10 protein-coding genes and 4 pseudogenes are annotated in these 13,639 nt (G+C 53.6%); 4 read left to right on the top strand and 10 right to left on the bottom strand.

The genetic code is table 11. From position 1 onward, the window contains the following. Positions 1 to 4 precede the first annotated feature (4 nt). The 6 genes and pseudogenes from gspF to LU633_RS25275 form a co-directional block, all read right to left on the bottom strand. A complete protein-coding gene (gene gspF, locus LU633_RS25300) occupies positions 5 to 1,204 on the bottom strand; it encodes a type II secretion system inner membrane protein GspF (RefSeq protein WP_016192397.1) in 1,200 nt (399 codons plus the stop codon). After that, positions 1,194 to 2,675: a type II secretion system ATPase GspE gene (gspE, locus tag LU633_RS25295; protein ID WP_016192398.1), complete on the bottom strand. Its 1,482-nt coding sequence runs from the start codon at positions 2,673 to 2,675 to the stop codon at positions 1,194 to 1,196. Before gspE ends, gspF begins: the two co-directional genes overlap by 11 nt. Next, complete coding sequence (gene gspD, locus LU633_RS25290) at positions 2,675 to 4,855, bottom strand: type II secretion system secretin GspD (RefSeq protein WP_233481967.1); 2,181 nt, start codon at positions 4,853 to 4,855, stop codon at positions 2,675 to 2,677. Before gspD ends, gspE begins: the two co-directional genes overlap by 1 nt. A gap of 37 nt (positions 4,856 to 4,892) precedes the next feature. Beyond that, complete coding sequence (locus LU633_RS25285; RefSeq protein WP_233479593.1) at positions 4,893 to 5,399, bottom strand: type II secretion system protein N; 507 nt, start codon at positions 5,397 to 5,399, stop codon at positions 4,893 to 4,895. Positions 5,400 to 5,918: 519 nt separating this feature from the next. Beyond that, positions 5,919 to 6,594, bottom strand: a pseudogene (locus LU633_RS25280) (IS6 family transposase). Positions 6,595 to 6,762: 168 nt separating this feature from the next. Continuing rightward, positions 6,763 to 6,966 (bottom strand): YdgH/BhsA/McbA family protein, encoded by a 204-nt coding sequence (locus tag LU633_RS25275; RefSeq protein WP_052734718.1) that lies wholly within the window; start codon positions 6,964 to 6,966, stop codon positions 6,763 to 6,765. Between the two features lie 60 nt (positions 6,967 to 7,026). Between LU633_RS25275 and LU633_RS25270 the strand changes: the two are divergent. Beyond that, positions 7,027 to 7,823, top strand: a pseudogene (locus LU633_RS25270) (IS3 family transposase); the annotation flags it as partial. An 8-nt stretch (positions 7,824 to 7,831) separates the two neighbouring features. On the opposite strand, the gene LU633_RS25265 reads toward LU633_RS25270, so the two are convergent. Further along, the gene (locus LU633_RS25265; RefSeq protein ID WP_046371900.1) at positions 7,832 to 9,154 is read right to left on the bottom strand and encodes an IS4 family transposase; all 1,323 of its coding nucleotides are present in this window, start codon (positions 9,152 to 9,154) and stop codon (positions 7,832 to 7,834) included. A gap of 87 nt (positions 9,155 to 9,241) precedes the next feature. Between LU633_RS25265 and LU633_RS25260 the strand changes: the two are divergent. Then, positions 9,242 to 9,628, top strand: a pseudogene (locus tag LU633_RS25260) (integrase core domain-containing protein); the annotation flags it as partial. A gap of 8 nt (positions 9,629 to 9,636) precedes the next feature. Here the strand turns inward: LU633_RS25260 and LU633_RS25255 are convergent. Then, positions 9,637 to 9,780, bottom strand: a pseudogene (locus LU633_RS25255) (MBL fold metallo-hydrolase); the annotation flags it as partial. A gap of 100 nt (positions 9,781 to 9,880) precedes the next feature. Here LU633_RS25255 and LU633_RS25250 point away from each other — a divergent pair. Both LU633_RS25250 and LU633_RS25245 read left to right on the top strand, forming a co-directional pair. After that, entirely contained in the window at positions 9,881 to 10,069 is a 189-nt protein-coding gene (locus LU633_RS25250; RefSeq protein ID WP_020322936.1) for a hypothetical protein, read from the top strand. A gap of 8 nt (positions 10,070 to 10,077) precedes the next feature. Then, complete coding sequence (locus LU633_RS25245) at positions 10,078 to 11,277, top strand: IS91 family transposase (RefSeq protein ID WP_046372110.1); 1,200 nt, start codon at positions 10,078 to 10,080, stop codon at positions 11,275 to 11,277. A 579-nt stretch (positions 11,278 to 11,856) separates the two neighbouring features. Here LU633_RS25245 and LU633_RS25240 read toward each other — a convergent pair. Together LU633_RS25240 and LU633_RS25235 are read right to left on the bottom strand one after the other, a co-directional pair. After that, positions 11,857 to 13,071, bottom strand: coding sequence for an IS91 family transposase (locus LU633_RS25240; protein WP_046371879.1), 1,215 nt, complete (start codon positions 13,069 to 13,071; stop codon positions 11,857 to 11,859). Between the two features lie 8 nt (positions 13,072 to 13,079). Continuing rightward, complete coding sequence (locus LU633_RS25235; protein ID WP_161796965.1) at positions 13,080 to 13,220, bottom strand: hypothetical protein; 141 nt, start codon at positions 13,218 to 13,220, stop codon at positions 13,080 to 13,082. Positions 13,221 to 13,639: the final 419 nt, after the last annotated feature.

Here is a 13,639-nt window from a genome sequence, read left to right as displayed (position 1 = left end):
GTTGTTATCCTACCATAGTATTGAGTTTAAGAATCGGTTGCAGAATCGACATGATGATGAACAGCACTGCCGAGGCCATCACGATGATCAGCGCCTGTTCAAAAATGCCCAGCGACAACGTCAGCCTGTGGTTGAGGATCTCGTCCTGCAGATCGGCGGCGTGCTCCAGCATCTGGTTCAGCTCGCCGCTGCGCTCGCCGGCGGCGATCATGTGGTTCATCATCGGTGAAAACAGACGAGTGGCGGACAGCGCTTGGTGCAGGCTTTTGCCTTCGTATACCTGCTCACAGGCGTCGGTCAACTGCTGGCGGGCATAGCTGTTGGCCAGCACTCGGGCGGCGATGCGCATCGACTCCAGCAGCGGCACGGCGCTGGCGGTAAGAATGCAGAGCGTTTTGGCGTAGCGCGCAGCATTAATCTCCCGCGCCAGCCGACCAGCGATGGGAATCCTGAGCATCCGCCGGTGAAAGCACAGCATATTTTCCGGCTTGCGCAGCGACCAGCGCCAGGCCATCAGACCGCCCATCAGAACCGCCACCACCGGCACACCGAAGTCGCGAATTGAGTCGCTGAGGGTCAGCAGCAGGCGGGTAGTCCACGGCAGCTCAACTTTCATCTGGATAAACTGGCTCATTACCTGCGGCACCACCGAGGTGAGCAGAATGGTCACGACGCCGATAGTCACCAGCGTCAGCAACGCAGGGTAGAGAAGCACCTGCACCAGTTTATTCTTCATGATCTGGCGCTTTTCGATGTACTGGGCAAGACGCAGCAGAACCACGTTGAGATAGCCGCTGGCTTCTCCGGCTGCTACCATTGCGCAGTAAAATCGCTCGAAGGTGTGGGGAAAGCTGAGAAGCGCCTGCTCGAAGCTCAGGCCGGATACGACCATTTCCCGTAACTGCTGGACCACGCGGGCCACGGCGGGCTTTTCCGACTGATGGGCCACTGCGTGAAGCGCTTCGTCCAGCGGCATCGACGAGGCGACCATGGTCGCTAGCTGGCGGGTCATAAGCGACAGATCGGCATCGCTTATGCGCTGCTGGCGGCGGCGCAGGCCTGTGGCGTTTTCCCGCTGCCGGGCAGCAAGCAGGGTCATTTTTTTCTCGCGCAGCAGGTCGCGCAGGTGTGATTCTGAATTCGCCTCAAGGGTGCCGCGGATCTCCTGCCCCTGCGAGTCGGAGGCCAGAAAGCTATATCTCATTGCCTTCAACCTCGCCGGTGGCGCGCAGCACCTCTTCAACGCTGGTAACGCCAACCAGGATCTTGGCAAAGCCGTCCAGGCGCAGCGACATGAAATTGTCGCTCAGGGCCACCAGCTCCGCCTCGTTGACATTCTGATGGATCCTGCTGCGCATGGTGCCATTGAGCACCAGAATTTCATGCAGCGAGGTGCGCCCCCGGTAGCCCGAGTGGTGGCAGTGTTCACAGCCGCCGGGCACCCACGCCGCGAGGCCGTCGCGCCAAGGGACACCCAGCGACTGGCACTCTTCTTTGATCAGGGTCACCGGACGGCGGCAGTGCTTGCACAACCGCCTCACCAGCCGTTGAGCCAGCACGCCGCTCAACGAGCCGGATAGCAAAAAAGGCTCTACCCCCATGTCCTGCAGGCGGGTGATTGCCCCCACGGAGGTGTTAGTGTGCAGGGTCGCAAGCACCATGTGGCCGGTCAGGGAAGCCTGCACCGCAATTTGTGCCGTTTCGTGATCGCGAATTTCGCCAATCAGAATCACGTCAGGGTCCTGGCGCAGGATGGCCCGCAGCCCGTGTGCAAAAGTCATCTCAACTTTCGGGTTTACCTGGGTCTGGGATATGCCGGCGATGTCGTACTCCACTGGATCTTCGATGGTCATGATATTGCGCTCGGCGCGGTTGAGCGCCGAGATGACCGCGTACAGCGTGGTGCTTTTCCCGGATCCAGTGGGGCCAGTGACCAGAAAGATGCCGTTAGGACGGTTTGCAAGCATCATTACCCGCTTGCACAGCGCCTCTGACATTCCCAGGTGGGAAAGTGATAGCGGCACCACATTTTTATCCAGCAGGCGCATGACCACCCGCTCACCATGGCTACAGGGGATCACCGAGACGCGTACATCGATAGCCTGATGGCCGAGGCGCAGGCTGATACGCCCGTCCTGCGGCATACGTTTTTCTGCGATGTCCAGCTTGGACATCACCTTAATACGTGAAACCAGCATAGAAGCCAGCCGCCGCTCGGGCTCCAGCATTTTGTGCAGCACGCCGTCGATGCGAAAACGCACCGCGATGAGCAGCCCGAATGGCTCAATATGCACGTCCGACGCGCGTTCTTTGATCGCCTGGCTGAGAATGGCGTTAATCAGCCGGACGATGGGCGCATCGCTGTCTTCGTTCATCAGCTCTTCGTGGTTCGGCAGGGCATCTGCCAGCTGATACATATCCAGCTCGCTGCCCAGCTCGGCCATCACTTCGCTGGCACCAGAGCTGCTATGCTGAAAGCGGCTAATTAGTCGGCTGGAGAAACTCTCATCGTCCAGATGCAGCAGTGGCGTTTCGCTCCCGATGCTGCGCATCGCGCTCATCAGCGCCAGAGGGGCAACACCGGAGCGGTAGAACAGCGCCGGGGTGCCATCCTGCTCGCCCAGCAATATTCCATGCTGCTGCGACCACTCGAGACTGAGCAGTTTCCCCTTCATTATTCCGCTACTTCCCGGGCAAATTCGGCAATATTGCTCTGGATATGAGCGATAGACTCACGGCTACTTGCGCTCCTGCCGGAGAGGTGAGGTTCCAACGATTTCACCAGCTCGGGGTTGTCTTTCTGCTGATCTTCCTTAAAGCTGGCATACTGACTGGCGGTGAAATCGTTATAGCGATCCTGAACACGAATAATGTGTGGGCGAATGAACAGCATCAGGTTGCGTTTGGTATCATTGTGGGAGGTATAACGGAACAGTCCACCGATCCACGGAATGTCCCCCAGCAGCGGCACTTTGCTGACTCGGTTGTTCTGCTCTTTGTCCAGCAGGCCACCGATCACCACAGTTTCGCCGTTTTCAACCTGCACCACGTTGTTGACGGTGCGGATATTAAAGACCGCGCCCAGCTTGCTGTCGATGTTGGCGGTGTTGGCATCGGTCAGGCTGGAGATCTCCTGGCTGATGTACAGCTGTACTGTATTACCCTGGTCAATCATTGAGCGAATTTTAAACTTGAACCCCACCGTGCGGCGCTCAACGGTGTTGAAGATGTTATCGCTGTTGGTGGTTTGAGAGCCAGTGAGGATCGGAATATCTTGGCCGACGTTGAACTCTGCCTGGCGGTTGTCGAGGGTTACGATGCTCGGTGTAGCCAGAATGTTGTTGTGCTTGTTGCTTTCCAGTGCGCTGAACAGAAAACCCCAGTTGCCGTGATAGAAACCTGCCACCAGCCCGCCGGACTCCTTCAGCGCCGAGGCAATCGGTTGGTTTTCGCCAAAGCCATTAGCCGCCCTGGTTACACGGTTGGAGTCGCCGTCGCTGTTATAGCCGAAGCCGCCGCCCAGGGCGTTGGCCCACGAAACACCTAGATTCAGGCCATCGGCATCCTGTATTTCAACAATGATTGCTTCCACCAGCACCTGATTGCGGCGGATGTCCAGCTTGTTTATGATGGACTCGATCTCACGCATCTCCTCTTCGGGGGCATGAACCACCAGCGCGTTATTGGCTTTGTCCGCGTGCACACTGGCTCCTTCAAATATCGGGCTACCACTGTTGAGCGAAGAGCCGTAGTCGCTGCTGAACTGGGTGCTGTTATTGGACAGGAACTGGTTCTGCTCGCCGAAGTTGCTGCTGCTATCGTTCTGAGCATGCTCACCATCGCTACTGCCAGTGCCAGTGCCTACATCACCTGCGTTTTGTACATTGTGATCGCTGTCGTTGTTTGTTCCTCCGTAGGAAGAGAGGAGTTTTGCCATGTCTACCGCATCGGTGTATTTCAGGAAGATAACCTTGGAATTGTCTTTCGCATTGGCGACCTTATCCAGCCGGGCAATAATGCTGCGCACCGTCTGGCGTGCCTTATCGGTGCCATTGACCAGCAGCACTTTTGCCTGATCCTCCGCCACCAATTTCGGACGCGAGAATTCACTGTCGGCGCTGCTGTCGTCGCTGCTGCTGTAGATATCGGTGACCGCTTTTTTAATGACGGAAGGTTTGGTATTGCGAACCGGAATAATGTCGACCGAGGTGCGGTTGCTGCTGTTTTTATCCAGATCCAACACGATGGCCTCAAGGGTCCGTACTTCATCGGCACGGCCGGTTATCAGCAGCGAGTTGCCTGGCTTATAGTAGCGGACGCTGCCCACACCCATGTTGTTGTTGAACTTGTCGAGGATCGGCGCAAGCGAATCGCCTGAGAGGTTTTGCATCGGCACGATGCGGACCACGATTTCTGCGCCATTGAGTTTTTTTTTCTGCGCGGTCAGAGCCGCGCGCTCGCCTTTTTCAGAAGGTACCACTTTCAGAATGTTATCGCTGTTGGTAATTACTGTATAGCCGTACACCTCCAGCACGTTGAGGAAAAACTGATAGTACTGATCGGCCGTGAGCTGCTCGTAGCTGTGCACCGAGACTTCACCTTGCACATGCGAATCAATGATAATGGTTTTATGCAGGTTTTTACTGACAATATTGATGAATTCACGAATATCGGTATTTTTAAACGCCGCCGTAAAGCGGGGAGTAACCACACTGTTTGCTGTGTTATCTGGCGATGGCCCGATCTCCATGGAGGCAGCTGCAGCTTCATTGCAAGCAAAATGCGTAAATAAAAAACATGAATAAAAGACAACGGATAAAAGACCGCGATTCTTTGAAGATATAATATTATCCATAAAAATCATATTCTTATACTGATATTGTGTATTAAATTTACTCGACAAAAATTAACGCAGTGCAGTGACCATCTTTTCTGATTATCACCCGATCGGAGAGGATCCTGGCAATTTTCTCACCACTGCTGTTAAAAGTGTCACCCTGGCTAAATAACTGCTGATGCCCAGAAATATCTATGATGGCAACTGAAAAACGTACCTGTGTACTGATTACCAGCGCGCGCACGCTGGCAACGCTCTCTGCTCTCGGTACAGTGAAATAGAATGTATCGGGTTCAGCGATGCGGCAAGCTACTTGCTTGTCGTTACCACTGGGTTTGATTGTCGGTGTCGCTTTGATGCCAAACAGATGCATCTGCGTAATGTGATTGACATCCTGTACCATCGGCCAACGCTTCTCATGCCCGGTTAAGACTGAAAAATTATTGGAAGTTGTCCGTAAAATTGATACGCCGATGCATGTTAAAACAATCAAAAAAGAAGCCAGCGAAATAAAAAAATTTTTTTTTCTGTCAAAAAGTATTAGCCATGTAAAACGTACCATATACCGTATAAATCGGTCGTGACTCATATTGAGTGTTGTTGAACACATTTAGTTTAATGTGGGCGTGTGCTAATTTTCTTTGCAGCTGCAATAGTAAGATTTTTATCCTCTGCGACCATTGCCACTGTAGCAGGAAGATACCGAACATAAAATAAACAGTGAAGAAAGATAAATTACCATAAAGGGCATAATTAATAAGCTCCGCCGGATTAAAAACTGGCATTAATCTACACTACGAAAGATAACCATGGTGTGATTATTTTGTTTACAAAATGTAAATATCCGTGATCTGTTGCAAAAACCTGTAGGTGATAAACTTATCGCCACCTTAATGCTGACGGAGCAGCACATGAACCCATTCAAAGGCCGGCATTTTCAGCGTGATATTATCCTGTAAGCCGTTCGCTGGCGGCCACCGAACCACTGATTTGTTCATGGTTAGGAGATTGAATCACTTCTTTTTTAAGGCTCTGTCGTATTAACAACGACAGACTGGCTAAAAGTCAACCTGGTGATTTTTTATGCAACCAGAAGATAAAACTGTTCTGCCGGGGACAAACCGTCCCCATGCGGATGCTGTAGCTGTCCCTTGCGCAACATGTGCATGATTTCGATGCCAGCAAGAATAGCCTGTGCCCGACGGGAGGATTTAAATCCTGTCATCAGTTTTATCCTCCGCTTGATATTACGGTGGCCCTGCTCAACGAGGTTATTCAGATATTTACTCTGTCTGCTCTTAATGCAGTCATCTTTCTCCCTACCAGCGTTCAACTCTGCAAGCGCGGCGGTGTTTGCACCGCTTTTATCAATGGTCACCACTTCAGGCTCACCATGCAGGCGGATAGCCTTGCGGAAGAAACACAGAGCGGCTGACGCGTCGCTGTCAGCAGGAAGTCGATGGTTTGCCAGTCGAGAGTCCACAGCCCGTTACAGGTATTTCTACCTGTCCCTCCACTCTGATGTATGTTTCGTCCATTCGCCAGCGCCCGCAGGAACGGTGTTTATTCCGGCGGAATACCTTATCCAGCAACGGCACCATGCGAATAACTCACCAGTGCAGGGTGGCATAGTCAACAGCAAGGACACGCTCAACCATGAGTTCTTCCAGATTGCGCAGACTGAGGGAATACGCCAGATACCAGCGGACACACTGAGCAGTAACAGGGGCTTTAGGGCCAACGGAACGAAAACGCACGCCTAAAGAGTAACTGACTGTTATTACGATTTTTTTTGATCTGACGACCTGTCGAAAGGGAACTCATGTTTAGATATGCTCAGATTCTACATTTTCAGTCAGTGCATCACATATCTGGTGAAATTTTTCCCTGCGAAGGGGAAGTTACTTAACATGAGCATGTCTTCTTCAGGAAAAGAAAGAGGGAGCAAATGAGTCAGATTTTTCCAAGTTAACGTTTGCAGGGGAGGACTGGCTGCCGTTACCTACCGTGTTAAATCCTTTGATGACAAAATATTCAGCCCCTGCCTTATCTGCGGATTTTGATATTTTGTCCATGTAGCTGTTAACCGTATCTTCCGTGACGGTAATGGTCTTTATGTAGTGGCACACTAAACCTGTCCACCTGAAAAGAGGTGATATCATCACCTCACAGTCAGAACAGGTGACATTATGACCGGACGAACCAGAAGAACTTTCAGCCCTGAGTACCGTCCTGAAGCTGCACAGCTCGTACTCGACCAAAATTATTCTGTTGCCAATGCTGCCAGAGCTATGAACGTCGGTGTTTCCACGATGGATAAATGGGTTCGCCAGCTCAAGGACGAACGGGCAGGGAAATCGCCTGATGCAATGCCCATGACACCGGAACAACTCGAGATGCGTGAGCTAAAAAAACAGATACAACGCATTGCAATGGAAAACGATATCTTAAAAAAGGCTACCGCTCTCTTGATGTCAGACTCCCTGAAAAATTCTCGTTAGTTGAGAAACTCAGGAAGCGGTTTCCTGTTGCCATTTTATGCAACGTGTTCGGGGTTCATCGCAGCAGTTATAAATACTGGCGTAAGCCGAAAACTCCCGATGCCTCACGTGTGGCATTACTGAGTCTTGTCCGGGAAGTTCACCACGCCAGCAATGGCTCTGCGGGTGCACGTAATATCGCTGCCATGGTCACGGCGAAAGGTACGCGTCTTAGCCGCTGGCGCGCAGGAAAACTGATGAAAGAACTGAATATTATCAGTTGCCAGCAGCCCGGACACCGCTATAAAAAGACATCAAAAGAACATGTTGAGATCCTGAACAACCTGCAACGTCAGTTTGCCGTGACTGAACCAAATCAGGTCTGGTGCGGCGATGTGGCCTACATCTGGACGGGCAAACGGTGGGCTTATCTGGCCGTGGTGCTGGCTCTGTTTGCCCGTAAACCGGTGGGCTGGGCGCTGTCGTACTCACCAGGCTCAGACCTTAATGCTGGTCACTTAAGGTGACCAGCAACCTTTTTATCCGGATATTTCCTGCTCTTTACCCTCAACTCTCTCGGGTAACTTCGCTCTCTTCTACCCGGTAACACAAGCCATTTCGCCTGTTCATACAGGGTTCTCAGTTCTCCCGGCATTTTTCCCGGCGAAGCCCAGGGCAGGGTTATCAGCATCCGGATTATTTCGCTTATCGCTCCACTGAAGCTCAGCTGGTAAGGCAGGTAATCTCCTTTCAGATGGAACGCCATCTGCACCATCTGATATCGCACCAGGTTATAAGCCAGCAGTACCCCCCATAGCTCCTGTCTCACCAGCTCCGGCAGGCGACTGCGTAATGTCCACCGGCTGTCCAGCATACCCTGCTTTGCTTCCCGGTAGCCCAGTTCTGTTTCCCAGCGGTGGCGATATAGCTCGCTGATATCTTTACCCGGATAGCGATTCGGGTCTGTCAGTGACGTCAGCACCTGCCTCTCTTTACCGTCTACCCTGCGGGTCAGCAGTCTTGCCACCATTTCTTCCGGGACCCCTGGCCATTGCTTCCTGGCTCGTGGACTGGTTTTCAGGCATATCAGTTCATCTCCACGCCCCAAACGGCGAACCACCTGATACTGTACGTGTTTTTTCAACGGCAACAACCAGTGACGGTGTTCTCCTGCTGTCTGCCAGTGATGAAGCAGACCCATCGAATAAAATCCCTTATCGAACAGGGTGATACTGTTATTCGGGGTTTTCTCCGTCAGGTGCTCAGCCAGCCGCATTTCACTGACTTTTTCACTGTCGAATGCACTGGCGGCGATCAGATGGCTGCTCAGCTCCATCAGACAAACCATTCGCACCTGAGGATAGCCGCCTTCGCCGTACTGGCTGCTGTGTTTACTGAAGACGGCTCTGTTTTCCGGCGTATCGGCGGTACGCCAGACCACGCCGTCGACAGCAAACAGATTCAGACCGTGCCATTTTGGATGTGCAGCCTGCTGATTCCAGTGCTGCTGTGTGATATCAAAAAGCTCCCGCACTGCATTTTCACCCAGAGTCTTACGGCGCTGAATGACAGCGCTGCGTGCGGTAAAAGGAGCTCCGGTCCGGTCAGTAATATCCATCAGATTGACGATTTCGGTCATCGGACGATCGCAAAAAATGGACATCCCAACGACAAGCCAAATCATGGATTCGAGGGAAAGTTTACGTTTACGCAAAGTAACGGTATCGGTCAGGGTGAGCGCCTGCTGAATAAGCTCGGGAGGAATAAGGTCGGCGAGACTACGGGCGCGCTCAGGAGTGGCGGCATTGATGATGCCGAGGGCCTGGGAAAGTTCCATTTAAAAAGGGTTCCATGATGAACATAGAACCCTTTTTACCGCATAAACCGGATCGGTCAACCGATCCTTAAATGATCGGCATTAGGCTCAGACCTCACTATAAAAGCACTTCAGATGGCATGGGAGCTACGGGGGCGGCCATCAGGCGTGATGTTCCACAGTGTTCAGGGGAGTCATTATACCAGTCGTCAGTACCGGCAGATGCTGTGGCGCTAACGGAGCACACAGAGCATGAGTCGCCGGGGAAACTGCCGGGATAACAGTCCGATGGAGCGGTTCTTCCGTAGTCTGAAGAGTGAATGGGTACCAACGACGGGCTACGAAAGCTTAGGGGAAGCACGGTTATCGATAATCCGATATATCACGGGGTACTACAGTGCTCTCAGGCCTCACTGGAATAACGGCGGCTTAACGCCAAATGAATCAGAGCGGCTGTTCCACGAACAGTCAGGTCGTGTGGACAAAATTAGTTGACCACTACAAATCACCCGATCCGGGTGGAGAGACTGCATCTCCGACAGGGTTTTAATCCACCCCTGACGACTGGCTTCCGTCTGGGTATCTGCGGCCCATACGTGAATACCCCAGGAGACACCTGTGCCGCCCAGAACAGGGCAGGCTGACGGCCGCAAATTGAAAACCGTGCCGTCAGCCTGACCCGGAGTTGCCATTCACTGGTTCGAATATGTATGATCTGGCTACATATTTTGCTCAGAGACCACCACCATGATGACACGTAAAAGTATCGACACCGTCCTGCTCTCCGTTGCCGCTGATAAGCTTTCCCAGCGTGAATGGGACTGGATTAAGCTGATGAAGCCCATGGCTCCACCTCCGGCAATGGTCGCCAGCGCCATACTTGAGCATCGTCACGATGCAGCAGCACTCACCCGACTACAGGAAGCCGGAAATTAATCTGTCCCGTGGTTTCTGATTTCAGCCCCCGTCCGCTCAAAAAGCTCTTCACCACCAACCAGTGCTGGGCTTCCTTTCTGGATACCGGCGGCCTGCGTGATATCGAAGTTGAAGCCGTCACAAAAATGCTGGCCTGCGGCACCCGCATCAGCGGCGTGAAAGAGTATGCCTGCGACAACGCGCAGTGTCCTCACGTCAGGTACATTACCAACGCCTGTCACAGCCGTGCCTGTCCGTCCTGCGGTAAAAAGGCCACAGACCTGTGGATTGCCGCGCAGCTTAACCGCCTGCCGGACTGCGACTGGCAGCATCTGGTCTTCACCCTGCCCGACACGCTGTGGGCCCTGTTTGAAGCCAACCGCTGGCTGCTCAACGACCTCTGCCGCCTGGCCGTCGACAACCTGCTGTATGCGGCAGGAAAACGCGGGCTGGATATCGGTATATTCTGCGCCATTCATACGTACGGCCGCCGCCTTAACTGGCATCCCCATGTCCACGTCTCCGTCACCTGCGGCGGTATTGATGAGCACGGAAAGTGGCGAAAAATCAGCTTCCGTAAGGACGCCATGCGCACCCGATGGATGTGGAATGTCCGGCAGCGCCTGCTGGATGCCTGGTCAGAAGGCATTGCGCTTCCTGTGGAGCTGATGCATATCACCACAGACTCACAGTGGCGGACGCTGATACTGACTGCAGGCGGACAATGCTGGTACGTATACATGTCGAAAAAGACGGCGGGAAGTAAAAACACCGTAAGATACCTGGGCCGGTATCTGAAAAAGCCCCCGATAGCCGGTTCCCGGCTGGCGCACTACGCCGGCGGCGCCACGCTGAACTTCCGCTATCACGACCACAATACGGGTCAGCAGGCCACGGAAAGGCTGACGCAGCATGAAATGGTAAGACGTCTGAAGCAGCATATCCCGGAGAAACACTTCAGGATGGTGCGCTATTTTGGTTTTCTGTCCAACCGGGTGTGCGGTGAAAGACTGCCGCAGGTATACAGCGCGCTGGGTATGGATAAACCGGATCCGGCGGTGAAGATATGTTACGCGCAGCTGAGTAAGCAGTTCCTGCGGCGAGACCCGTTCGAATGCGTGCTGTGCGGCGGGCGAATGGTTTACCGTCGTGCGGTAGCTGGTCTGAATGTGCAGGGGCTGAAAATCCACGCACGGGATATCAGTCTGATGAGGTATATCCCGGCCTGACGCAGGGAAGATCCGCCCCGAGCACTCTGATAGCCTGAAAAACAACCAGAAAGAGCGCAAATCATCACCAGTCAGTGGCTCGCCGACGCCCTCGCGGACACACAAATCAAAAATGATTAAATTTCAACCAATTCATTCCGGCGCTGAAATGGTTTCAATTTCCTATACGTGAACGCTGATATTAAGTCGGATCCAGCATAATTTTTACAGAGACGGCAAGCAGCTTTCCTCGCGCTTTGACTATGCGCCTTCAATCATCAAAATGACACTCCAATACGAAAAAGGTTGAGAGTTCATCGTTACCCTGCACACACAAGCAATGAATGATGACATGCACGTTTTCCCGATTTTCTAAATCGCTGCCACGCACCAGCGTCCGTATAAAAACAGGGACCAGAATACAAAAAAGCCGACGATTGTCGGCCTTGATGGTTAGGAAACTGAATCATCGTTTTAAAAATTTCCTGACCATGAGCAGCAGTGTCTGTAATGCAGTAATGATGTGCCATCGGGAACGTTATGGTCATAAAATGGCATTTGCGGCGCGTTTTTAACCTGAAAGCTGTTTTTCAGACGCACTTATCCCGCAGTCTGTGCCAGAAGCCATCGTTTCCGGTCGATGTTATGCAGTCTTTCTGCCACCAACTCCGACGCGTGCCTCCCGGCCTGCGCACTGCTGAAGCGCAGTCGGTTGCCGCACAGAATGCATTTGTACGGATCCGTGCGCAGAAATTCTTTCATCAGCGCGGCGAAGCCGGGCTTCTCCGGTTTTTTCCGCGCTTCCATCTCCAGGGCTTCATACACCTTCGGCAGCAGGCTACCCCGTTTACGGTTTGATAAAAAACCGTAATAACGCACCATCTTAAAATGCTTCGCCGGGATATGGCTGATATAACGTCCGATCATATCTTCCTGCGTCAGCGTCTGCTGCCGGTACTGCTGCGTACGGTGGTCGTAATAGTGGTGCACCACCGCGCCGCCGCTGTAGTGCCTCAGCTTCGCCGCCGACACGGGGGGCCGTTTCAGGTACCGGCCCAGATATTTGACGCTCCGCCAGGCCCCCCGGGTCTTCTTCGCGAAGTGGACCTTCCAGCGGCGCCCGTACTGCGCCTGCAGATAGCGCAGCCACTGTTTTTTGTCGTGGATATGCCCCAGCCCCGGCAGCCTGCCGGGGTTAATCAGGTCATAGCTGTGGCGCAGCAGCCGGATGACGGCTCCGCGCCAGATTTCCTCCACGGCATGCTTTTTAAAGAAGAGGTCGCGCCATACGCCGTGTTTAATATCAAGCCCGCCGCGGGTGACGGAGAGATGAATGTGGGGATGCTGGTTGAGCTGGCGACCGTAGGTGTGCAGGGCGCAGAAGATACCGACTTCCACACCCTGTTTTCTGGCCCAGCGGAGCATGGCGCGGGTGGCTGCGCGGAACAGGGCATTGAGCAGAGGCCAGTTATTGTTGAAAAAGGGCCACAGCAGATGGGGCATGGTGAAGGTGATATGCTGCCAGTCGCAGTCGGGCAGAATTTGCTGTTGCTCTGTAATCCACTGCTCCGTGGCCTTATGTCCGCAGGAGCTGCAGCCTTTTGATTTACAGGTCTGGCAGAAGAAGCGGGTGTGGGTGCAGTCCGGGGAGGCGCAGCAGTATCGCTTCACCCCCATGGCAGCAGTGCCGCAGGCGAGCATGCGCTCGACGCAGAGTACGGTCCAGGGGCTGAGGGTGTCCCCGTGTTTATCCATATACCGGTTCCAGGCGTCATCAGTGGTGAACAGCAGTTTTGCCGGGCGCGGGATATACATGCGGCGGATTATCGCTCTGCAGTGGCACCGGTATTATAGTGCCAGTCGTCACAGTCATCGGCCCAGTTGTCGGTGTGTTTATCCCAGGGAGCGAAGGTCACCGGCAGCATGCCGGATTCTGTGGCGATAATAAACACATCGGCTGGCATGGACTCAAGGACGACATCGCCGTCGGGTGAGTCAGGCGGCTCAAAGCCGCGGATGATGCAGACGAGAGGCGGGTCGAAGTGTGTATCGAGGAAAAACTGTGGCCCCAGGTGGACACAGTGACGAATGGCATCCTGCGGAGTGTCGTAAAAAACTCGTCGGGGTCGTCATAATCGCTCCGGGGCGGAATGGACACCAGAAAACGCTTAGGATATCCGGGTATAGCGCGTCGGGACGAGGGCGTGGGTTTACGCTTTCTGGGGGCTTTGCTACGGGCCATGTGAATGATTTCCTGAGAAATTAACATACCGCAGAGTATAAAGCTGTGAGCCGGTCATGAACACCCTCGGAACGGCAGAGCCGTGACGCTCGCCCTGTAAGGGCGCTATGTTCTGGATAGCCGATCTTCTCCTGGCGGTCA

This window comes from Erwinia tracheiphila (assembly GCF_021365465.1).
Lineage (GTDB): Bacteria > Pseudomonadota > Gammaproteobacteria > Enterobacterales > Enterobacteriaceae > Erwinia > Erwinia tracheiphila.
This window is presented reverse-complemented; position numbering and strand designations above follow the sequence as displayed.